Annotated in this window: 17 protein-coding genes; 8 read left to right on the top strand and 9 right to left on the bottom strand. The window is 67.1% G+C overall.

Features of this window, described 5'->3' with window-relative positions; translation table 11 throughout:
- Positions 1–24: 24 nt before the first annotated feature.
- Positions 25–1,440 carry an HlyD family type I secretion periplasmic adaptor subunit gene (locus tag TSH64_RS19850; RefSeq protein WP_109447570.1) on the top strand — a complete coding sequence of 472 codons (1,416 nt, stop codon included), beginning with the start codon at positions 25–27 and terminating at the stop codon, positions 1,438–1,440.
- Between the two features lie 96 nt (positions 1,441–1,536).
- On the opposite strand, the gene TSH64_RS19845 is transcribed toward TSH64_RS19850, so the two are convergent.
- On the bottom strand, positions 1,537–1,839 hold the full coding sequence (locus TSH64_RS19845) for a hypothetical protein (RefSeq protein WP_247873051.1): 303 nt from the start codon (positions 1,837–1,839) through the stop codon (positions 1,537–1,539).
- Between the two features lie 468 nt (positions 1,840–2,307).
- Here TSH64_RS19845 and phaC point away from each other — a divergent pair, with 468 nt between their 5' ends.
- The 4 genes from phaC to TSH64_RS19825 all read left to right on the top strand — a co-directional run bounded on the left by phaC (position 2,308) and on the right by TSH64_RS19825 (position 7,186).
- Positions 2,308–4,143: a class I poly(R)-hydroxyalkanoic acid synthase gene (phaC, locus tag TSH64_RS19840; RefSeq protein ID WP_109447568.1), complete on the top strand. Its 1,836-nt coding sequence runs from the start codon at positions 2,308–2,310 to the stop codon at positions 4,141–4,143.
- 181 nt (positions 4,144–4,324) lie between these two features.
- On the top strand, positions 4,325–6,370 hold the full coding sequence (locus tag TSH64_RS19835) for a serine/threonine protein kinase (RefSeq protein ID WP_247873050.1): 2,046 nt from the start codon (positions 4,325–4,327) through the stop codon (positions 6,368–6,370).
- A gap of 37 nt (positions 6,371–6,407) precedes the next feature.
- The gene (locus TSH64_RS19830) at positions 6,408–6,899 is read left to right on the top strand and encodes a hypothetical protein (RefSeq protein ID WP_109447566.1); all 492 of its coding nucleotides are present in this window, start codon (positions 6,408–6,410) and stop codon (positions 6,897–6,899) included.
- 92 nt (positions 6,900–6,991) lie between these two features.
- Positions 6,992–7,186 carry a hypothetical protein gene (locus TSH64_RS19825; protein WP_244592498.1) on the top strand — a complete coding sequence of 65 codons (195 nt, stop codon included), beginning with the start codon at positions 6,992–6,994 and terminating at the stop codon, positions 7,184–7,186.
- A gap of 20 nt (positions 7,187–7,206) precedes the next feature.
- Here the strand turns inward: TSH64_RS19825 and bla are convergent, their stop codons facing one another.
- A complete protein-coding gene (gene bla, locus TSH64_RS19820) occupies positions 7,207–8,112 on the bottom strand; it encodes a class A beta-lactamase (RefSeq protein ID WP_109447564.1) in 906 nt (301 codons plus the stop codon).
- A gap of 183 nt (positions 8,113–8,295) precedes the next feature.
- Here bla and TSH64_RS19815 point away from each other — a divergent pair, with 183 nt between their 5' ends.
- Positions 8,296–8,532 (top strand): hypothetical protein, encoded by a 237-nt coding sequence (locus tag TSH64_RS19815; protein WP_109447562.1) that lies wholly within the window; start codon positions 8,296–8,298, stop codon positions 8,530–8,532.
- A gap of 104 nt (positions 8,533–8,636) precedes the next feature.
- A complete protein-coding gene (locus TSH64_RS19810; protein WP_109447560.1) occupies positions 8,637–9,260 on the top strand; it encodes a glutathione S-transferase family protein in 624 nt (207 codons plus the stop codon).
- Positions 9,261–9,302: 42 nt separating this feature from the next.
- On the opposite strand, the gene TSH64_RS19805 is transcribed toward TSH64_RS19810, so the two are convergent.
- From TSH64_RS19805 to TSH64_RS19775, 7 genes are all read right to left on the bottom strand, one after another.
- Positions 9,303–10,532: an AMP-binding protein gene (locus TSH64_RS19805; RefSeq protein WP_109447558.1), complete on the bottom strand. Its 1,230-nt coding sequence runs from the start codon at positions 10,530–10,532 to the stop codon at positions 9,303–9,305.
- Between the two features lie 85 nt (positions 10,533–10,617).
- A complete protein-coding gene (locus tag TSH64_RS19800; RefSeq protein WP_247873049.1) occupies positions 10,618–11,472 on the bottom strand; it encodes an ABC transporter ATP-binding protein in 855 nt (284 codons plus the stop codon).
- 75 nt (positions 11,473–11,547) lie between these two features.
- Entirely contained in the window at positions 11,548–12,828 is a 1,281-nt protein-coding gene (locus TSH64_RS19795; protein ID WP_109447556.1) for an ABC transporter substrate-binding protein, read from the bottom strand.
- Between the two features lie 54 nt (positions 12,829–12,882).
- Positions 12,883–13,956, bottom strand: a complete 1,074-nt coding sequence (locus TSH64_RS19790; protein WP_109447554.1) for a branched-chain amino acid ABC transporter permease — start codon at positions 13,954–13,956, stop codon at positions 12,883–12,885.
- 7 nt (positions 13,957–13,963) lie between these two features.
- Positions 13,964–14,851: a branched-chain amino acid ABC transporter permease gene (locus TSH64_RS19785; protein WP_109447552.1), complete on the bottom strand. Its 888-nt coding sequence runs from the start codon at positions 14,849–14,851 to the stop codon at positions 13,964–13,966.
- 157 nt (positions 14,852–15,008) lie between these two features.
- Positions 15,009–16,952 carry a long-chain fatty acid--CoA ligase gene (locus TSH64_RS19780; RefSeq protein WP_109447550.1) on the bottom strand — a complete coding sequence of 648 codons (1,944 nt, stop codon included), beginning with the start codon at positions 16,950–16,952 and terminating at the stop codon, positions 15,009–15,011.
- Positions 16,952–17,848: an ABC transporter ATP-binding protein gene (locus tag TSH64_RS19775; protein ID WP_199237610.1), complete on the bottom strand. Its 897-nt coding sequence runs from the start codon at positions 17,846–17,848 to the stop codon at positions 16,952–16,954. The genes TSH64_RS19780 and TSH64_RS19775 overlap by 1 nt, the downstream gene beginning before the upstream one ends.
- Positions 17,849–18,048: 200 nt before the next feature.
- Between TSH64_RS19775 and TSH64_RS19770 the strand changes: the two genes are divergently transcribed.
- The gene (locus TSH64_RS19770) at positions 18,049–19,803 is read left to right on the top strand and encodes an AMP-binding protein (RefSeq protein ID WP_109452842.1); all 1,755 of its coding nucleotides are present in this window, start codon (positions 18,049–18,051) and stop codon (positions 19,801–19,803) included.
- Positions 19,804–19,878: the final 75 nt, after the last annotated feature.

Genomic DNA, 19,878 nt, shown 5'->3' with positions numbered 1-19,878 from the left:
ACCCGACAGAGCCAAGGAAGTCCCATGACCACGATGACCACGACCTTCCCCGCCCCGCTTTCTTCCGACAACGGCCCCGAGACCCCCGCCGGCAAGCCGTCGCGCAAGACGGCGACCATCACCTCGATCCATGCGCTGCGGGCGGCGATGCCGGAAACCAATGCCCGCGGCCTGCTGCTGGGCGGCTTCCTGGTCCTGGCGGTCGGCTTCGGCGGCATGACCGGCTGGGCGGCGGTGGCCCCCCTGCACAGCGCGATCAGCGCTTCGGGCTCGCTGGCGCCGGAGACCGGCCGCAAGGTGGTGAAGAACACCGAAGGCGGCGTGATCAGCGCCATCATGGTCAACGAGGGCGACCGGGTCGAGGCCGGCCAGGTCCTGATGCGGCTGGACAGCACCGAGGCGCAGACCCGGCTGGAGATGCTGAACGCCGCCCTGTTCGACACGCTGGCCTCCGAAGCGCGCCTGTCGGCCGAGCTGTTCGAGAAGCCGGCCATCGAATGGCCGGACGCTCTCGCCGCCCGCCGCGCCAAGGAGCCGGCGGTCGAGAACGCCATGCTGAACCAGGAAAAGCTGTTCCAGGTCCGCCGCACCCAGCTCGACACCGAAGCCAAGCTGACCAAGGACCGCATCGCCACGCTGGGCGACGAGGTGCAGAGCCTGGAGAAGCAGCGCGCCTTCCTGGCCCGCGAGATCAAGCTGTCGGACGAGGACATCCAGATCACCCAGGGCCTGCTGGACCGCGGCAACTCCACCCGCACAAAGCTGGTGGCAGCGCAGAAGGAGAATGCGCAGCTCCACGCCCAGGACCATGAGCTGGAAGCCCGCATGTCGCAGTCGCGCCAGCAGGCCGTCGATGCTCAGGGCGATCTGGTCCGCCGCCGCAGCGACTTCCGCGAGAAGGTGCTGGTCGAGCTGGACAAGGCCCGCGGCGACGCCCAGAAGCTGGCCGAGCAGATCCGCGACGCCAAGAACCGCCTGGACAACCGCACCGTCAAGGCGCCGGACGCCGGCAATGTCGTGATGTACGGCCACCCGGCCGTCGGCGGCAGCATCACCGCCAACGAGCCGGTGCTGGACATCGTCCCCGACGACAAGGCCCTGCTGGCCGAAGTCCGCATCCAGCCGAAGGACATCAAGTCGATGGCCGTCGACCTGCCGGTGAAGGTCCAGCTGACCGCTTATGACAGCCGCGTCGTCGGCACCATCGACGGCACCGTGTCCTACGTGTCGGCCGACCGCCTGACCGACAACGCGACCCGCCAGGAGTATTACCTGGCCCGCATCCGCCTGAAGGATGCCGACAGCCACGAAGTCCGCCACATGAAGATCAAGGCCGGCATGCCGGTGGAGGCCCGCATCGTGCTGTCCGCCCGCACCCCGCTGGACTACCTGATCCAGCCGCTGCGCCAGTCCTACGTGAAGGCGTTCATCCAGGAATGATGAGCAGGGGGTGAGGCCGCCCCTCACCCCGGCAGCCCCAATACAGACAAAAGCCCTCGACCGTCCGGCCGGGGGCTTTTTCTTTGGCCGGAAAGCTCAGCTCCTGCCGGCGCGCAGGTCCGGCCTCGGCGGAACCGCCATCGGGGTGGGCAGCGGCTCCGGCACCTGGATCGCCTCGGTCTGCTCGCGGGTGCGGCGGGATGCCGCGCGGTCCTGGGCCAGACGGTCCATCGCCTGCTGGCGCTGCGCCTCGGTGGTCAGGTCGGTCGGCCGCGGCGGAACCGTGCCCAGGTTGGGGTACTCGCTCCGCTCCCCGGTCATGCTGCGGATGGGCGACGAATTGTCGCTGACCGGCGAAGCCTCGCCGGTGATGGCCCCCAGCGGGCCGGTGTCGAGCATGCGGTCGCTGCAGGCCGACAGCCCGAAAACCATTGGTATCGCTACGATTAGCAGGCTGAACGCCCGCCCGGCCTTAGCGATACCCCGACCGTTACCCTGACTGCCCGTCACCATCATCCTTCCCCGTGTCTGGCCGATACGCCACACTTGTGCGACGATCCTTGAAATGAAATGTTCACATCTGCGGTGTATGAGAGGTTCCGGATTTCTCCTGCACCGCACCATAAAGCCCGACCGCCGCACGCGACCCACAGCGACGCCACCCACAGCGACATGGTGCAGACCGCCCCCAGAGACTGCCCGCCAGACACCGTTTCCTGAAGACCATCGCCTGCCAGCCTGTATAGCCGTCCGTCCGCAAGGCCCAAAGCCCAATCTGGCGCAAGCCCGATCCCGCGGACCCTAGGCGACACAGGCGACGTGACCGAGACGACGCGACACCCGCACAGAAGAAGAAGGACCGTGCTCATGGCCGAGACCAAGGCCCCCCCTCAGGCTTCCAACCCGGCTTCCCCCCAGGTGCCCGACGTCAAGCTGCCCGATCCGGTCGAGATGTCGCGGGCAATGACCCGCATCGCCGAGCAGAGCCAGCGGCTGGTCTCCGAGTTCCTCGCCCGTCAGGCCGCCGACGGCGCCGGCCCGAAGAGCCCGGATCCGATGGGCGTCGGCCATGCCTTCCTTGAGATGACCACCCGCATGATGGCCGACCCGGCCAAGCTGATGCAGGCGCAGATGTCGCTGTGGCAGGACTACCTGACCCTGTGGCAGCGCACCACCCAGCGCTTCTTCGGGCAGGAAACCCAGCCGGTCATCGCGCCCGCCAAGGACGACCGCCGCTTCAAGGACGCCGCCTGGGACGAGAACACGCTGTTCGACTTCATCAAGCAGTCCTATCTGCTGAGCGCCCGGTGGATGCAGTCGACCGTCAATCAGGTCGAGGGGCTGGACGACCACACCGCCAAGAAGGTCGATTTCTACACCCGCCAGTTCGTCGACGCGATGGCGCCCTCCAACTTCGTCATGACGAACCCGGAGGTGCTGCGCGCGACCATCGAGAGCGGCGGTGAGAATCTGGTCAAGGGGCTGGAGCATCTGCTGAAGGATCTGGAGCGCGGCAAGGGCGAGCTGCGCATCTCCATGACCGACTACGATGCCTTCCAGCTGGGCAAGAACATCGCGGTCACGCCGGGCAAGGTCGTCTACCAGACCAGCCTGATGCAGCTGATCCAGTACACCCCGACCACGCCGGACGTGAACAAGCGTCCGCTGATGATCGTGCCTCCCTGGATCAACAAGTTCTACATCCTCGACCTGCGCGAGAAGAACAGCTTCATCAAGTGGGCGGTCGACCAGGGCCACACCGTCTTCGTCCTGTCCTGGGTCAATCCGGACGAGACGCTGGCGGCCAAGGGCTTCGAGGACTACATGGTCGAAGGCCCGCTGGCGGCGCTCGACGCCATCGAGAAGGCGACCGGCGAACGGGATGTGAACGCCATCGGCTATTGCCTGGGCGGAACGCTGCTGGCTTCCACGCTCGCCTACATGGCGGTCAAGAAGGACGACCGCATCAAGTCGGCGACCTTCTTCACCACGATGCTGGACTTCGCCGAGGCCGGCGAGCTGTCGATCTTCATCGACGAGGAGCAGCTGACCTTCATCGAAGGGCAGATGGCCGAGCAGGGCTATCTCGACGGCGCCAAGATGGCGACCACCTTCAACATGCTGCGCGCCAACGACCTGATCTGGTCGTTCGTCGTCAACAACTACCTGCTGGGCAAGGATCCCTTCCCCTTCGACCTGCTGTACTGGAACAGCGACAGCACCCGCATGCCGGCGGCGATGCACAGCTTCTACCTGCGCAACATGTACCAGAAGAACATGCTGGCGCAGCCGGGGGCCGTGACGCTGAAGGGTGTTCCGGTCGACCTCGGCAAGGTCAAGGTGCCGGCGCTGTTCCTGTCGGCCCGCGAGGACCACATCGCGCCGTGGAAGAGCACCTACAGCGGCGCCCAGCTGTTCAGCGGCCCGGTCAAGTTCGTGCTGGGTGCGTCCGGCCACATCGCCGGTGTCGTCAACCCGCCGGCGGCCAACAAATACTGCTACTGGACCAGCGACAAGCTGGCCAAGACCTCCGACGAGTGGCTGGAGAAGGCGACCCAGACCGCCGGTTCCTGGTGGCCGGAATGGAACAAGTGGGTCGGCCAGTATGCCAACGGCAAGGTTCCCGCCCGCCAGCCCGGCGACGGCGCCCTGCCCGCGTTGGAAGACGCACCCGGCTCCTACGTCGCGGTCAAGAACGGCTAAGGCGGAGCCGAGAGGCTTCACCCGCGCTTATCCGCACGGAAAACCCCCGCCCAACCCGGCGGGGGTTTTTCTTTTCCGTCCAATCCGATAGTGTTACGCACGCGCATGTTAAGGGTTTGTTTGCCCTTTTGACGCCACCTAAGGCCTGCGCACATTCGCACGCCCCGGGGATCCGCCGTTCATGCCATCCGACGCCCAGACAGGTATGATGGGAGCCGCCACGGCAGCGATGGCGAACGCCGAACCGGTCAAGCTCGCCGAGCGCTACGAGATCCAGCCGGGCGCGCCGATCCCGCTGCTGAACGCCGTCGGCGGCAATGCCTTCACCGCCAAGGCGCTGCGTGAAAAGCGGATCGAGCCCTTCGCCATCATCTGCCATGCGTCGGTGCTGCCGCGGATGGACATCTGCTCGACCGTCGGCAGCTTCGACAACGCCACCCACATGCGGCTGCTCGATTGGGGGCTGGTGGACTGGCCGCAGGACCGCGGGCGGCGCTTCTGCTTGGTGTTCGAGCGGCCGGGCGGCAAGCGGCTGATGGGGTCGCTGACCGACACGCTGGATCCGATGCCGGAAGACCAGCTGACCCGGCAGATCGTCCACCCGCTGGTGTCGGCGCTGAAGGAGCTGTCGAGCCGCGGCGTCGTCCACGGCGCGATCCGCCCGACCAACCTGTTCTACCGCGATCTCGCGTCCGGCGCGCTGATGCTGGGCGACTGCGTGTCGACCCAGCCCGGCTATGGCCAGCCGGTGCTGCTGGAGACGATCGAGCGCGGCATGGCCAACCCGGCCGGGCGCGGCACCGGCACCATGGCCGACGACCTCTATTCGCTGGGCGTCACCCTGCTGATCCTGGCGCTCGGCCGCAACCCGCTGTCCGGCCTGGACGACGAGGCGGTGCTGCAGGCGAAGATGGAGCGCGGCTCATACCCGGCGCTGGTCCAGCAGCACCGGCTGCCGCTGGCGATCAACGAGGTGGTGCGCGGCCTGCTGGTCGACGACCCCAAGCAGCGCTGGACCCTGAACGACCTCGATCTGTGGGTGGCCGGCCGCCGGCTCAGCCCGAAGCAGCCGCAGATTTCCCGCCGTGCCGCCCGGCCGCTGGAATTCCAGGGGTCGGAATACTGGCATTGCCGCACGCTGGCCCGCGCCTTCGCCCGCCATGCCCCCGCCGCCGCCTCCGTCATCGAAAGCGGGGAGCTGGACAAGTGGCTGCGCCGGTCGATGGGCGACGATGTGCGGGCGGAGGCGGTGAGCCACGCCATCCAGACCGCCTCCAGCGGCAAGGGCGGCACCCAGGGCGACCGGCTGGTGGCCCGCGTCTGCATCGCGCTCGACCCTGCCGCCCCCATCCGCTACCGCGGCCGGGCGATGATGCCGGACGGCATCGCCACCATGCTGGCCGACGCCTTCATGCGCGGCGAATCCCCCCAGGCGGTGGCCGAGGTGCTCGCCAACCAGCTGCCGATGTTCTGGGTCAACGTCCAGGCCGACTTCAAGCCGGAATTCGTGCCGCTGGTCCAGAGTTTCGACCAGCTGCGCGGCTTCCTCGACCGCTCCAGCCACGGGTTGGGGGTGGAGCGCGTGCTGTACGAGATGAACCCGACCATGCCCTGCATGAGCGCTCTGGTGGTCAAGCAGCTGCCGACCACCCCGGCCGAGCTGCTGCGGGCGCTCGACTGGATCGCCGCCGGGGGCGAACGGCACAAGGACCCCATCGACCGGCAGATCGCCGCCTTCCTCGGCGCCCGTCACAAGCGCGGGGACGAGCTGCTGTTCACCCAGCTCGGCAGCGGGGTGGAGCCGATGCGGCGCATCATCGCCATGCTGACCATCCTGTCGGACATCCAGGCCCGCACCGGCGTCGATGGGCTGACCCATCTGGCCAGCTGGGTGGTGGCGATGCTCGACCCCGCCTTCCGCCGCTTCCACAACCGGCCGCAGCAGCAGGAGGTGCGCAAGATGGCGGACGCCGCCGCGCACAACGGCCGGCTGACCGAACTGCTGAAGGTGGTCGACGATCCCGATGCGCTTCGCCGCGACCGGCTGGAATTCGAAGCGGCGCAGATCGCCTACCGCGAGGCAGATGCGGAGATGGACAAGATCCGCCACACCATCGCCGACCGCAATTCCATCATCGAGACGTCGGGCCGGCAGGTCGCCGCCATCGTGTCCAGCCTGCTGTCGACCCTGCTGGTTGCCGGCATCATCCTGTTCTTCGCCTTCTGACCGGAACGCGTAAAGTCTGAATCGAGGGGGGATCGCCATGGCGCGCAAGAAGAAGAAAAAGGGTGGCGCCCTCACGCTGATCCTGCTGATCGTGCCGGCGGCGCTGATCGTGCTGCCGACGACCATCCTGTTCGGAATCGGCATGATCCCGACCATCGTCGCCTATGTCGTCGACCGCGATCCCGACAAATCGGCGCCGATCACCGTCGGTGGGCTGAATTTCTGCGGCTGCATGCCCTTCGCCATCGATTTGTGGAAGCACCAGCACACCATCGGCGCCGCCGCGAAGATTTTCGCCGACCCGCTGGCTTGGCTGGTGATGTACAGCGCCGCCGCCGTCGGCTGGGGCATCTATTACGGCATTCCGCCGATGGTCGCCGGCATGGAGGTCAGCCGCGCCGAGAAGCGGGTCGAGGTGCTGAAGCAGAAGAAGGTGGCGCTGGTCCAGGAATGGGGACCGGACGTGGCCGGCGATTACTTCGACGAGTCCGGCGGCATGGAGCCGGATGCCGAAATGGCGAACGCCTGATCGGGCGACGGCCCCGCTGCCGGACTTGCAACCGGACTCGCCGTCAGGGCATGATCCATGCAGAGGGCCGCCGGGTCGGCCATGAGGTTGGAATGTTCAGCGTCAGCGAGACTGAAGCCGCCGCGATCCAGAGGGCGTTTCACGAAAGCGGCGAATGGGCGGCCGTCGTCGAGCTGCGGCGGCATTTCCACATTCAGGACAATGTGAACGCCCTGAACGCCGTCCGCTCCATCGTCAGATGGGCGGGGGCGGTGCCGCCGCATCCGCAGCCCACCTCCCCTCTCTGAACCTGCCCCCCGACCCTGCCTCAGCCGATCATGCCGGCCACCGCCCGTGCCACATCGGCATGGATGGCGTCCTGCTGCTTGAAGTCCTTCGCGGTGTGGGTCAGGTAGCTGGCGACCAGCAGCGGCGCGCGGCCCTCCGGCCACAGGATGGCGATGTCGTTGGCGGTGCCGTTGGTGCCGGTCCCCGTCTTGTCGCCGACCCGCCAGCCGGCCGGCAGCCCGGCGCGCAGACGCTTGTCGCCGGTCTTGTTGGCGACCATCCAGTCGGTCAGCTGCTTGCGCGAGTCCGGGCGCAGCACGTCGCCGACCAGCAGCCGCTCCATGCTGCGCACCATGGCGGCCGGGGTGGTGGTGTCGCGCGGGTCGCCGGGGATGGCGGTGTTCAGACTTGGCTCGTTGCGGTCCAGCCGCGTGACCTTGTCACCGATGCCGCGCAGGAAGGCGGTGAGGCCGGCCGGGTTGCCGACGCCCGGCAGCAGCAGGTTCGCCGCGACATTGTCGCTGAGCGTCACCGCCGCCTCGCACAGTTCGGCCAATGTCGGCGGCGTGCCGTTCAGCCGCGTCTCCGAGAAGGGCGCGTAGGGCACCAGATCGGCCTTGGTCACCGCAATCCGCCGGTCGAGCCGGTCCTTGCCCTGGTCCACACTCTTCAGGACGGCAGCGGCCAAAAGAAATTTGAAGGTGCTGCACATCGGGAACCGCTCGTCACCGCGCCAGTCCTGCAGCCGGCCGTTCGCGCTGTCGAGCACCGCGACGCCAAGACGGCCGCCGGTGCGTCCCTCCAGCTCGCTCATGCGCGCTGCGAACGCATCGCTTCCCGCGGCTTTCCCGCCTTTGTTCTTGCCGGTTTCCGCAGCCCGCGCCCCGGCCGCCGACAGCAGCAGAACCCCGCCCGTCGCCGCCAGGAACCCCCGCCTTCCGATCATTCCGACCTCCCTCTGCATCGTTGCGATGGCCGGACGATAGAAATCCCGGCGGAGGCCGGCAAACGAGCTTTCCTCGCGGAAGACCCAAATTAAACTTATGCCTTGCCGGGGCGGCGCCATGGCAGGCTATGGGCGCCGCGGCAAGAGGCGGACAGGGCGTGGACAGCGGGAGGAAACAGGCCGATGCCGATGCGTCAGGAGATGGAGACGGACCGCTTCGAGGCGACGGCCGAGGATGGCAGCGTCCATGCGGTGGTCGAGACGACCAGCTACATCCAGATGGTGACCTTCCGCGGCCCCGCCGGCTGGGTGCCGGAGGGCAAGAGCTATCGCCTGGACGGCGGCGACGCGGTGGAGCAGACGGCGGACGGCGGGTTCCGCATCGCCGCGTCGGGACTGGCGATCAGGCGGATCGGCTGAGCGCATCAGCGCTTTCCGCTGGCGCGGCCGGGGCGGTTGAGGCCATCCTCCCGGCAACGCCGGACCCGACCCGTTCGGGCCCACAAATCAGGGAGACAGAGATCGTGACCGCGCCCTTCATCCTCTACGGCAACGTGAATTCCCAGCCCGCGACCCGCATCGCGCTGTTCTTCCGGCTGGCCGGCATCCCGTTCCAGTACCGTCACCTCGATCTGCGCGCCGGTCAGCAGAAGTCGCCGGAGTATCAGGCGATCAACCGCTTCGGCCGGGTGCCGACGCTGGTCCATGGCGACCATTCGATCTCCGAATCCAGCGTGATCCTGACCTATCTGGCCGAACAGACCGGCCAGTTCGGCGGCCGCGACGAGGCCGAGAAGCTGCGCCTCGCCGAATGGCTGAGCTGGCTGGCCGACGTGCTGCTGCCGGTCCAGCGCGCCCGCGCCGTGCGCAAGTTCAACGGCGATGCCAACGCCCTGCCCTGGCTCGACGGCTCGGCGGCCAGCGGGTTGAAGCTGTTCGACCAGCATCTGTCCGGCCACAGCTACATCCAGAGCGAACGCCTGACCATCGCCGACATCTTCGCCTTCCCCTGGATCGACCTGCTGAGCGAATCCGGGATCGATGAGAAGGACTATCCGAACGTCAAGGCCTGGGCCGACCGCGTCCGCGCGCAGCCGGGCTACAAGCCGCAGTATGAGCTGATGCCGCAGGCCGACGCCGAGTGCTGAAATAAGATAAGGGGGTCGCGGCGGGTTGGCCGCCGCGACCGTTCAGCCCCGCGTGTCGTCGATCACCTTGCCGTCGTTGGGCAGGCTTGCCGGCGCCACGAACTCTACCGCGCCCTTCAGCTTCGTCACCGACGCCAGGGTCTCGCGGATGGCGGCGGCGAGACCCTCGCCGCTCTCCTCCGCCTCGCAGCGGAGCGTCATGGTGTCGCTGGCATCCTGGCGTCCGACGACCAGACGGGCGCGGGCGATCTGGGGATGGCGGCGCAGCACCTCGGCGACCTGGCTCGGGTGCACGAACATGCCCTTGACCTTGGTGGTCTGGTCGGCGCGGCCCATCCAGCCCTTCAGCCGCATGTTGGTCCGGCCGCAGGGGCTGGTGCCCGGCAGCACCGCCGACAGGTCGCCGGTGGCGAAGCGGATCAGCGGATAGGCCGGGTTGAAGATGGTCACCACCACCTCGCCGACCTCACCGTCGGGAACCGGGTCGCCGGTGCCGGGACGGACGATCTCGACGATGCAGCCCTCGTTCACCACCAGACCGGAGCGCGCCGGGGTCTCGTAGGCGACGATGCCGAGATCGGCGGTGCCGTAGCTCTGGATGACGTCCAGCCCGCGCGCCTCGTAGAAGGCACGGGCGTCGGGCAGATAGGGGCCGCCCGACACGGCGGCGATGCGGATGGAGGAGACGTCCAGCCCCAGCGCGTCGCCCTTCTCCAGGATGATCTTCAGGAAGTCGGGCGTGCCGATATAGCCGCGCGGCTTCAGGCTGGCGACGACCTGGGCCTGCATCTCGGTGTTGCCGGTGCCGGCGGGGATGACGGCGCAGCCGAGGGCGTGCGCGCCCGTCTCGAACATCGAGCCGGCGGGGGTCAGGTGGTAGGCGAAGCAGTTGTGGGCGAGGTCGCCGGCGCGGAAGCCGGCGGCGAACAGCGCGCGGGCGCTGCGCCACGGGTCGACGCCATGCGGTTCGGGATCGTGGATCGGGCCGGGAGAGGCGAAGACGCGGGCCAGCCGGCCGATCTCCATGGCGGCCAATCCGCCGAAGGGCGGGTGGGCCTGCTGCAACGCGATCAGGTCGGATTTCCGCGTCACCGGCAGGGTCGCCAGCGCGTTGCGGTCATGGATCGACGCCGGGTCGATGTCGGCCAGCAGCCGGCGGAAATAGGGGGCCGCGTCCTTGGCGTGGTGCAGATGGGCAGGCAATGCCGCGAACTGCTCGGCCTCGCGCCGGTCGGAGGAACGGGTTTCGAGGTCGTCGTAGAAATCGGTCATGGTCGTTCGTCCGTTCAGGGGTCGGCCGATCAGGTTTTGGCATCGGCGGCGGGAGGGTCGGCGATGCGACGCCCCGCCACTCCCCTCAAATCCAGCGCTTGCGGCGCTTGAAGCTCTTCAGGTTCTTGAAGCTCTTGCGCTCTTCATTGCCGCCGCCGAGGTAGAATTCCTTCACATCCTCGTTGTTGCGCAGCTCTTCGGCGGTGCCGTCCAGCACGACCTTGCCGTTCTCCATGATGTAGCCGCGGGTCGCGGCCTGGAGCGCCATGCGGGCGTTCTGCTCCACCAGCAGGATGGTGACGCCAAGGTCCTTGTTGATCTGCTGGACGATGCTGAACACCTCCTTCACCATCAGCGGCGACAGGCCCATGCTCGGCTCGTCCATCAGGATCAGCTTCGGCCGGGCCATCATCGCGCGGCCGATGGCCAGCATCTGCTGCTCGCCGCCCGACAGGTAGCCGGCGAGGCCGGTGCGCTCCTTCAGCCGGGGGAAATAGCTGAAGACCATGTCCAGATCGTCCTTCACCCCGTTGTCGCGGCGGGTGTAGGCGCCCAGGCGCAGATTCTCCAGGCAGGTCATGTCGGCGATGATGCGCCGGCCCTCCATCACCTGGAAAATGCCCTTGCGGACGATCTGGTCGGGATCGATGCCGTTGATGCGCTCGCCATTGAAGGTGATGTCGCCGCGGGTGACTTCGCCGTCCTCGGTCTTCAAAAGGCCGGAGATCGCCTTCAGCGTCGTCGATTTGCCGGCGCCGTTGGCGCCGAGCAGGGCCACGATCTCGCCCTCCGGCACCTCCAGGCTGAGGCCGCGGAGCACGAGGATCACGTCGTTGTAGACGACCTCGATGTTGTTGACGGACAGCATCAGCTTTTTCGCGGCCGTGACCGGCGGTGCGACGGAAGCGTTGGTCGAAGCGGCCGTGGCGGTGTTCAGCATGCGGCACCTGAACTGTTCGTAAAGATTGGGGGCGCCCCCGCCGATGACGTACGGGGGCGCCGGGTACTCAGCGGCTTACCAGCCCAGCCATTCCGGCTTGCGCGGGACGTCGACGGTGGTCAGCTTCTCCAGCTTGATGGTGCCGGCCTTGACCAGCTCGTCCACGCCGGCGCCGGTCTCGCCCGACACCTTGGCACGGTAGATGTTGACCGCCGTCATGCCGCGGTGGTCGGTGTCGGTCCAGGTCGAGGGGACGCACACGCCCTCCAGCCCGGCGGGCACCCAGTCCTTCTTCTGGTACATCGCCTTGCGGATGTTGGGGCCGGTGACGCCGCCGTTGGCCGAGGCCCAGTCCATCGCCTCCTTCATGTAGAAGGCGGTGCAGACGCCGGCCATATAGTGCACCGGGCGGTAGGCGTTGCCCGAGGCGTCGGAGATCTTGGAGATGTCCTTCAGCGTCTTCATGCCGGGCGCGTCGCCGTTCCAGGTGACGGCGGTGCGCATCGGGAACACCACACCGTCGGCGGCCGAGCCGGCGGCCTTGGCGGCATTCTCGTCCATGCCCCAGACGTTGCCCATGAACTGCACCTTGGCGCCGACCGTCTGGCAGGCCTTCAGCACAGAGATGTTGGAGCCGGCGGTGTTGCCGAGATAGGCGTAGTTGACGCCGGACTGCTTCAGCGTCAGGCACTGGGCGGTGTAGTCGCCGGGGGTCAGCGCGAACTGCACGGCCGGCAGCACCTCGAAGCCCAGCTCCTTGGCCAGCTGCTCGCCGGCATCCTTGGGCGCGTTGGGATAGGGGTGGTTGGCGCCCATGTGGACGTATTTCGGCTTGCCCTGGCCGCCCTGCTTCTTCCAGTCCTCCGCCGCCCAGGTCAGCATGCCGCGCAGCGCGTCGGAATAGGAGGGACCGTAGAAGAAGTTGTAGGGCGCCGGCTTGGAGCCGTGCGGACCCTTGCCGGTCGGGTCGGTCAGGTGGCCGGAGTAGGAGCCGGAATAGGCCGGGATCTCGTCCTTGCCGACGAAGCCGGTCAGCGCCTCGGTGTCGGCGGTGCCCCAGCCCTGGAGCGCCGCGATCTTGTCGCTGCCCGACGACCACTTCTTGTACTGGCTGATGGCGCGCGGCGCCTGATAGCCGTAATCGACGCTGTCGACCGCCAGCTTGGTGCCGTTGATGCCGCCCTTGGAATTGATGTAGGCCAGCGCGTCCGCGACGCCCTGCGCATAGGGCACGCCGACGTCCGAGGTGGCGCCGGACTGGTCCGCCAGATGGCCGACCGGGATGTCGGCATAAGCAGTGGCGGAGGTCGCCAGCAGGAAGGCGGAGGTTGCGAAGAGCGCGGTCTTGATCGACATGGTGCGTTGACTCCCCAGTCTGTTCTGTTTGTTGATCGGCAAAAGCGTCGGCACTCAGTGCGAGAAGGGATAGAGCTTCCAGTAGGCCTTGATCTGCTTCCAGCGGTGGGCCAGCCCGTCGGGCTCGAACACCAGGAACAGGATGATGACGAGGCCGATCGACATCTCGCGCAGGAAGGCGATGTTGTCCTTCAAATTCAGCGCGGTATCGAGGGCGGTGCCGCTCACCAGCTTGGTCAGCGCCTGCATCGCCTCGGGCAGGAAGACCATGAAGGCGGTGCCCATCAGCGTGCCCATGATCGAGCCCAGCCCGCCGATGATGATCATGCCCAGGAACTGGATCGAGAAGAGGATGGTGAAGCCCTCGACCGACACGAACTGGAGGTAATGGGCATAGAGGGCGCCGCCGATGCCGGCGTAGAAGGCGGAGATGCCGAAGGACATCGTCCGGTACTTCGTCAGGTTGATGCCCATGATCTCGGCGGAGAGATAATGGTCGCGCACCGCCACCAGGGCACGGCCGTCGCGGGTCCGCATCAGGTTGGTGGCGAGGATGTACATCACCACCAGCGCCACCAGCGCCACGTAGAAGAAGCGCTCGTCGGTATCGAAGGCGAAGCCGAAGATGGTCAGCGGCTCGGCGATGGTGCCGGCGGTGCCGCCGGTGAACCAGTCGGCACGGGCGAAGAAGTCTTGCAGGATGTACTGCGCCGCCAGCGTGGCGATGGCGAGGTACAGGCCCTTCAGCCGCGCCGCCGGCATGCCGAACAAGAGGCCGACCAGCGTGGTGATCACGCCCGCCAGCGGAATGGCCAGCGCCACCGGGACGCCGACACTGTTGCTGAGCCAGGCCGAGGCGAAGGCGCCGAAGCCGAAGAAGGCGGAATGGCCGATGGAGATCTGGCCGGTGAAGCCGACCAGGATGTTCAGGCCGAGTGCCGCGATGCCGAGATAGCTGATCTGGATCAGCAGGCTGAGCCAGTACCGGTCCATGAAGGCCGGGCAGGCCAGCAGCAGGACCACGCCCAGGATCGCAAAGTTGCGGCTGGTCCTGGTCGGGAAGATGGTGGTGTCGGACCCGTAGGACGTCTTGTAATCGCCGCTCGGGATGATGCTGACGGATGCCATGGGGGCCTCACACGCGCTCGATGTCTTTGGTGCCGAACAGGCCGTAGGGCTTGATCATCAGGATGGCGATCAGGACGTAGAAGGGTGCGATCTCGTACATGTTGCCCCAGTTCAGCCACTGGCTGTCCAGGTAGTGCGCCATGTTCTCCAGCACGCCGACGATCAGCCCGCCGACCACGGCGCCGATGACGCTGTCCAGCCCGCCGAGGATCACCGCCGGGAACACCTTGATGCCGAAGAAGGACAGGGCCGACGACACGCCGTTGACCACGCCCACCGTGACGCCGGCCACCGCCGACACCATGGCGGAGATCGCCCAGCTCATCGCGAACATGTGGCGGACCGAGATGCCCAGCGACTGCGCCACCTGCTGGTCGAAGGCGGTGGCCCGCATGGCGAGACCGGTCCGCGAATATTTGAAGAACCAGCCGAAGCCCGCCATGATCAGGATCGAGATCAGCAGCGACATGACGTAGACGGTCTGCACCTCCAGCCCGAACAGGTTGACGGTGGGGCTGGCGAAGATCGGCGGGAAGGGCTTGGCGAAGACGCCGAACATCCACTTCATCGCCGCCTGGAAGACGATGGACAGGCCGATCGTCACCATGATGACGGAGATGATCGGCTCGCCGATCATCGGCCGCAGCACGACGATCTGCAGGATGACGCCGAAGGCCAGCATGAAGGCCAGCGTGATCGGGAAGCCGATCCAGAAGGGCAGCTGCCAGTGGGTCAGCAGCCACCAGCAGGTCCAGGCGCCGATCAGCAGGAATTCGCCCTGCGCGAAGTTGACGATGCGGCTGGCCTTGTAGATCAGCACGAAGGACATGGCGACCACGCCATACAGCGCGCCGACGATCAGGCCGTTGACGAGAAGCTGAAACAGAAGGGTCATGGCGTGGCCTCGCCGATGTGGGATCCAAATCCCCCTCTCCCCCCCGGGGAGAGGGTCGGGGTGAGGGGGTTGCTTGGCGAGGAGCGTCCGGCAGACGGATCCCCCTCACCCATCCTCTCCCCGGGGGGGAGAGGGGCTTTTCCTGTTTGCATAGGCGTTACGCCGCAACCGGTTGCCGCGGCGCCTTGGCGGCGGCCGGGGCCAGGTCGATGACGGTCAGGGTGGTGCGGATCCGCTGCTTGGTGCCGTCCTGGAAGGCAATCGTGGTGTCCACGTCGATCTTCGGCTGGCCGGCATAGATGCTGTCGATGATGGTGCCGTACTTCTCGGCGATGACGCCGCGGCGCACCTTGCGGGTGCGGGTCAGCTCGCCGTCGTCGGCGTCCAGCTCCTTGTAGAGCAGCAGGAACTTGGAGATGCGCTGGTACTCGGGCAGCGTCTGGTTCACCCGCTCCACCTCCGCCCGCAGCAGGTCGTAGACCTCCTGCTTCGAGGACAGGTCGGAGTAGGTCGTAAACGCGATGCGGTTCTTCTCCGCCCACTTCGACACGATGGGGAAGCGGATGCAGATGATCGCCGACAGATAGTCGCGCTTGTCGCCCAGGATCACCGCCTCGGCGACATACGGCGAGAATTTCAGCTTGTTCTCGATGTATTGCGGACTGAAGCGGTCGCCCTGGGCGGTGGTGGCGATGTCCTTGATGCGGTCGATGATGACCAGATGGCCCTTCTTGTCGAAGAAACCGGCGTCACCCGTGTGCATCCAGCCGTCGCGCATGTCGGCGACGGTCGCCTTCTCGTTCCGGTAATAGCCGGCGAACATGTTGGGGTGGCGGGTGACGATCTCGCCGACGCCGTTGTGGTCGGGCTCGATCACCTTGACCTCGATGCCGCTGTCGAACGGCACGCCGACCGTGTCGAAATCGACGTCGGTGCCGCGATGGACGGTGTAGGCGCCCATCGTCTCGGTCTGGCCGTAGATCTGGCGAAGCGGGACGCCGAGCGCCTGGAAGAACTTGAAGGTGTCGGGGCCGAGCGCGGCACCGCCGGTCGCCGCCGATTTCAGGTTGGTGAAGCCCAGCCGGTCGCGCAGCGCCTTGAACAGGATCGCGTCGGCCATCGACGAGCGCTGCCCCTTCGCCAGAGCCTCCAGCCCCAGCTTCATGCCGAGATCGTACATCTTCTGCTTGAAGGGCGAGGCGTCCATCATGCGGGCGCGCACGTCGGCGGCGATCTGCTCCCACAGGCGCGGGGCGAACAGCACGAAGCTCGGCCCGATCTCGCGGAAGTCGTGCATCATCGTCTCGGCTTCCTCGACGAAGTTCACGCGCATCCGCGACACCATGCCCATGCCGACCGCATAGACCTGCTCCATGATCCAGGACAGCGGCAGGACCGAGACGTAATCGTCCTCCGGACCCTTGGGATCGGCGGACAGGTAGCTGGCGACATGGCGGATCAGCCGGCCGGCCGGCAGCATCGCCATCTTCGGGTTCGACGTGGTGCCGGACGTGGTGCAGAGGATGGCGACCTCCTCACCCTTGGTCGCGGCGACCATGCGGTCGTAGAGGTCCGGCTGCTGTGCATGCAGCGCCTCGCCCATCGCCACCAGTTCGGTGACCGGCATCAGGCGCGGATCATGGTATTTACGCATGCCGCGCGGGTCGGAATAGATGATGTGCTGCAGGGTCGGCAGCCGCTCGGCGAGGTTCAGCAGCTTGTCGACCTGCTCCTCGTCCTCGGCGAACACCACCTTCACGTCGGCATAGGTGATGAGGTAGGCGACCTCCTCGTCCAGCGCGTCGCGGTAGATGCCCAGGCTGTAGCCGCGCACCGCATGGGTGGCGATCTCGCCCATCACCCAGTCGGGACGGTTGTCGCCGAGAAGCCCGACCACCTCGCCCGGCACGACGCCGAGCTTGGTCATGCCCAGCGCGAAGGCGCGGACACGGGCATGGACCTGGCTCCAGGTGAAGGTGCGCCAGATGCCGAAATCCTTCTCGCGCATGGCGATGTCGTTGCCATGCTCGCGGGCATGCAGGGCCAGCAGCTTCGGCAGGGTGTCGTTGACGGCCAGATCGGGAAGAGCGGTACTGGACATCACGCGACCTCCTTGCGGGCCGGAGGAATGGTGGCGACCGGCGCCTCCTCCTCGTCGTCCTCGCCCAGATAGGCGCGTCGGACACGGGGATCGGCCAGGACCTCCTCCGGCTTGCCTTCGGCGATCTTCTTGCCGAATTCCAGCACCATCACCCGGTGCGAGATGTCCATGACCACGCCCATGTCGTGTTCGATCATGACCACGGTCATGCCGAACTCCTCGTTGAGGTCGACGATGTAGCGGGCCATGTCCTCCTTCTCTTCGAGGTTCATGCCGGCCATCGGCTCGTCCAGCAGGATCAGGTCGGGCTTCAACGCGATGGCACGGGCCAGCTCCACCCGCTTGCGCAGGCCGTAGGACAACGTGCCGGCGGTCGCCTTGCGCACATGCTGGATTTCGAGGAAGTCGATGATCTCCTCCACCTCGCGGCGGTGGGACAGCTCCTCTTTCCTGGCGCCGGTCAGCCAGTAGAGCGACCCGGTCAGGAAGTTGTTCTTCAGCAGATGGTGGCGGCCGACCATGATGTTGTCGAGCACGGTCATGTGCCCGAACAGCGCCAGATTCTGGAAGGTGCGGCCGATGCCGAGGGCGGCGCGGTGGTTCGGGGTCATCCCCGTCACGTCGCGGCCCTTGAAATAGACCTTGCCGTCGGTCGGCCGGTAGCGGCCGGAGATGCAGTTAACCATCGAGGTCTTGCCGGCCCCGTTGGGACCGATGATCGAGAACAACTCGCCCTTACGGATGCCGAAACTGACGTCGGTCAGCGCATGGACGCCCCCGAAGCGCAGATTGACGCCCCGAGCCTCGAAGATGGTCTCCGCCTGGGTGGTGGGCGACTTTTGGCCAGGGGAATTCTGGCCAGGGCCGGGGTGTGGTGCGACGGGCGCGCCTGACATTTCCTCCTCCGTTGCTGTTGGTACCGCTTCTCGGGGTCACGATCCGGCTCTTTGGTGGCCGGCGGGGTCCATATTGTGGACCGTTTCATGAGCAACTTCCTCACTATATACCGGGGTGCGGTCTGTTTTCAACACTGACATTCCGCCACTGCATGTTTTTTGTTGCGGCAAGCGGCCTTACGGTCCATATGATGGACCTCATGAGCAGTCACGCCGACATCGTCCCCGCTCCAGCCACTCCCCCCTCCACTCCGGGCGCGGCGGGCGGTACCCAAAGCCTGGAGCGCGCCATCGCGCTGCTGCGCGCGGTCGCCGACGCCGAAACCGACGGGGCGCGGCTGGCCGATTTGATGACGGGGGTCGGGCTGTCGAAGGCCACCGCGCACCGGCTGCTGATGGCGCTGGCGCGCGACGGGCTGGTCGAGCAGGATGGTCGCAGCAAGCGCTATCACCTGGGTCCCGACCTGATGGCGCTGGGCGATCTGGCGGCGCTGCGCCACCGTCCGCCGGCACCGCCGCCTCCCCCTGCCCCGCCCCAGCCGCCGGAGACCGCGGCACCGGTGGCCGTGCAGCCCTCACCGCCCGTGCTGATGGTGAGGCCGTCGGCCTTCCTGCGGCCGGAATACCGCGGCGACTCCATCGCGCTGGCGACATTGCTGTGCGACCGCCATGTCCGTGCCGCCGACGGCGCGCGGGCGGCGCTGCTGCATGAAAGCGTCGCCGGACAGACGACGGAGCTGAGTTTCGCCCGGCTGGCCCGGGATTCGGCGCGCTTCGCCACCGTGCTGGCCGGCATGGGGGTGGGACCGGGCGACCGGGTGGCGGTCCTGCTGCCGAAGGGGCCGGAACTGCTGATCACCGCGCTGGCGATCTGGCGGCTGGGCGGTGTCTACATGCCGCTGTTCACCACCTACACCGCCTCGGCCGTCGCCTACCGGCTGGCCGACAGCGACGCGCGGGCCATCGTCACCAACGGCTTCCTGCGCCGCAAGGTGCCGCGCGACAACACCCGCCCGGTGGTGACGGTGGAGGGCGACGAGGCCTTCGGCCCCGACGCCGTGCCCTTCTGGTCGTCGCTGCACGAGGCCGCGCCGCTGGCCGAGGTGGCGCGTTACCGCGAAGGCGACGCCTTCGCCCTGATCTACACCTCGGAATCCGAGCCGACGCCGCTCGGCGTCTCGCTGCCGGTCAAGGCGCTGTCGGGGATCGAACAGTACATGCGCATCGGCCTCGACCTGCGCGACGACGACATCTACTGGAACATGGCCGATCCCGGCTGGGCCTATGGCGCCTATTACGGGCTGGTCGGGCCGCTGCTGCTCGGACGGACGACGATCTTCTGCGACGGGCCGTACGATGTGCGGCAGGGCTACCGCATGCTGACCAAGTTCGGCGTCACCAACCTGACCGCCGCCCCGTCGCAGATCCGCGCCTGGCACGGCGCCGACCCCGGCGTGTCGCATCAGACCGCGCTGCGCATCCTGTCGGTGGTGGGCGAGCCGCTGCCGCCCGACCTGATCGCCTGGGCCAACCGGACGGTGAAGGTTCCCCTGCTCGACCAGTATGGTCAGCGCGAGACCGGCATCTTCATCGTGAACCGCTACGATCCCGACGGCATCGGACGCCACGAGTCCGAAGGACCGGACGGCGCGGATGCGGTCCAGCCGGCAAGCGGCTCGCTCGGCCGGCCGATGCCGGGCTTCCGCGTCGTCATCCTCGACCCAGACGGGCGGGAGGCGCCGGTGGGTGGTGCCGGCGAGATCGCGATCGACGTCGACCACTCGCCGCTGTTCTGGTTCGAATCCTACGCCAACAACCCGGACCGCACAGCCCAGCGCTTCCGCCACGGCCGACGCTACTACCTGACCGGCGACCGGGCTTTCCTGGACGGTGACGGTAACATCCATTACCGCGGCCGGGCATCCGACGCGATCCAGATGCAGCAGGGCGAATAGTCACGGCCCCCTCTTTTCGGGTATAGAACGCGTTCGGGACTGCGGCTGCGGCAATGGGAAGAGCGCGAAGGACGG

It is taken from the genome of Azospirillum sp. TSH64 (genome assembly GCF_003116035.1).
GTDB lineage: Bacteria > Pseudomonadota > Alphaproteobacteria > Azospirillales > Azospirillaceae > Azospirillum.
The sequence above is the reverse complement of the archived record's forward strand: the minus strand, read 5'-3'. Positions and strand labels throughout refer to the sequence as shown.

Bases quoted from the DNA above. Each gene is read 5' to 3' on its own strand.
- TSH64_RS19830 (WP_109447566.1), top strand. From the start codon at position 6,408: ATGGCGCGCAAGAAGAAGAAAAAGGGTGGCGCCCTCACGCTGATCCTG.
- TSH64_RS19785 (WP_109447552.1), bottom strand. From the start codon at position 14,851: ATGACCCTTCTGTTTCAGCTTCTCGTCAACGGCCTGATCGTCGGCGCG.
- TSH64_RS19780 (WP_109447550.1), bottom strand. From the start codon at position 16,952: ATGTCCAGTACCGCTCTTCCCGATCTGGCCGTCAACGACACCCTGCCG.
- bla (WP_109447564.1), bottom strand. From the start codon at position 8,112: ATGATCGGAAGGCGGGGGTTCCTGGCGGCGACGGGCGGGGTTCTGCTG.
- TSH64_RS19825 (WP_244592498.1), top strand. From the start codon at position 6,992: ATGTTCAGCGTCAGCGAGACTGAAGCCGCCGCGATCCAGAGGGCGTTT.
- TSH64_RS19850 (WP_109447570.1), top strand. From the start codon at position 25: ATGACCACGATGACCACGACCTTCCCCGCCCCGCTTTCTTCCGACAAC.
- TSH64_RS19805 (WP_109447558.1), bottom strand. From the start codon at position 10,532: ATGACCGATTTCTACGACGACCTCGAAACCCGTTCCTCCGACCGGCGC.
- TSH64_RS19845 (WP_247873051.1), bottom strand. From the start codon at position 1,839: ATGCTCGACACCGGCCCGCTGGGGGCCATCACCGGCGAGGCTTCGCCG.
- TSH64_RS19800 (WP_247873049.1), bottom strand. From the start codon at position 11,472: ATGCTGAACACCGCCACGGCCGCTTCGACCAACGCTTCCGTCGCACCG.
- TSH64_RS19770 (WP_109452842.1), top strand. From the start codon at position 18,049: ATGAGCAGTCACGCCGACATCGTCCCCGCTCCAGCCACTCCCCCCTCC.
- TSH64_RS19775 (WP_199237610.1), bottom strand. From the start codon at position 17,848: ATGTCAGGCGCGCCCGTCGCACCACACCCCGGCCCTGGCCAGAATTCC.
- TSH64_RS19835 (WP_247873050.1), top strand. From the start codon at position 4,325: ATGCCATCCGACGCCCAGACAGGTATGATGGGAGCCGCCACGGCAGCG.
- phaC (WP_109447568.1), top strand. From the start codon at position 2,308: ATGGCCGAGACCAAGGCCCCCCCTCAGGCTTCCAACCCGGCTTCCCCC.
- TSH64_RS19815 (WP_109447562.1), top strand. From the start codon at position 8,296: ATGCCGATGCGTCAGGAGATGGAGACGGACCGCTTCGAGGCGACGGCC.
- TSH64_RS19795 (WP_109447556.1), bottom strand. From the start codon at position 12,828: ATGTCGATCAAGACCGCGCTCTTCGCAACCTCCGCCTTCCTGCTGGCG.
- TSH64_RS19790 (WP_109447554.1), bottom strand. From the start codon at position 13,956: ATGGCATCCGTCAGCATCATCCCGAGCGGCGATTACAAGACGTCCTAC.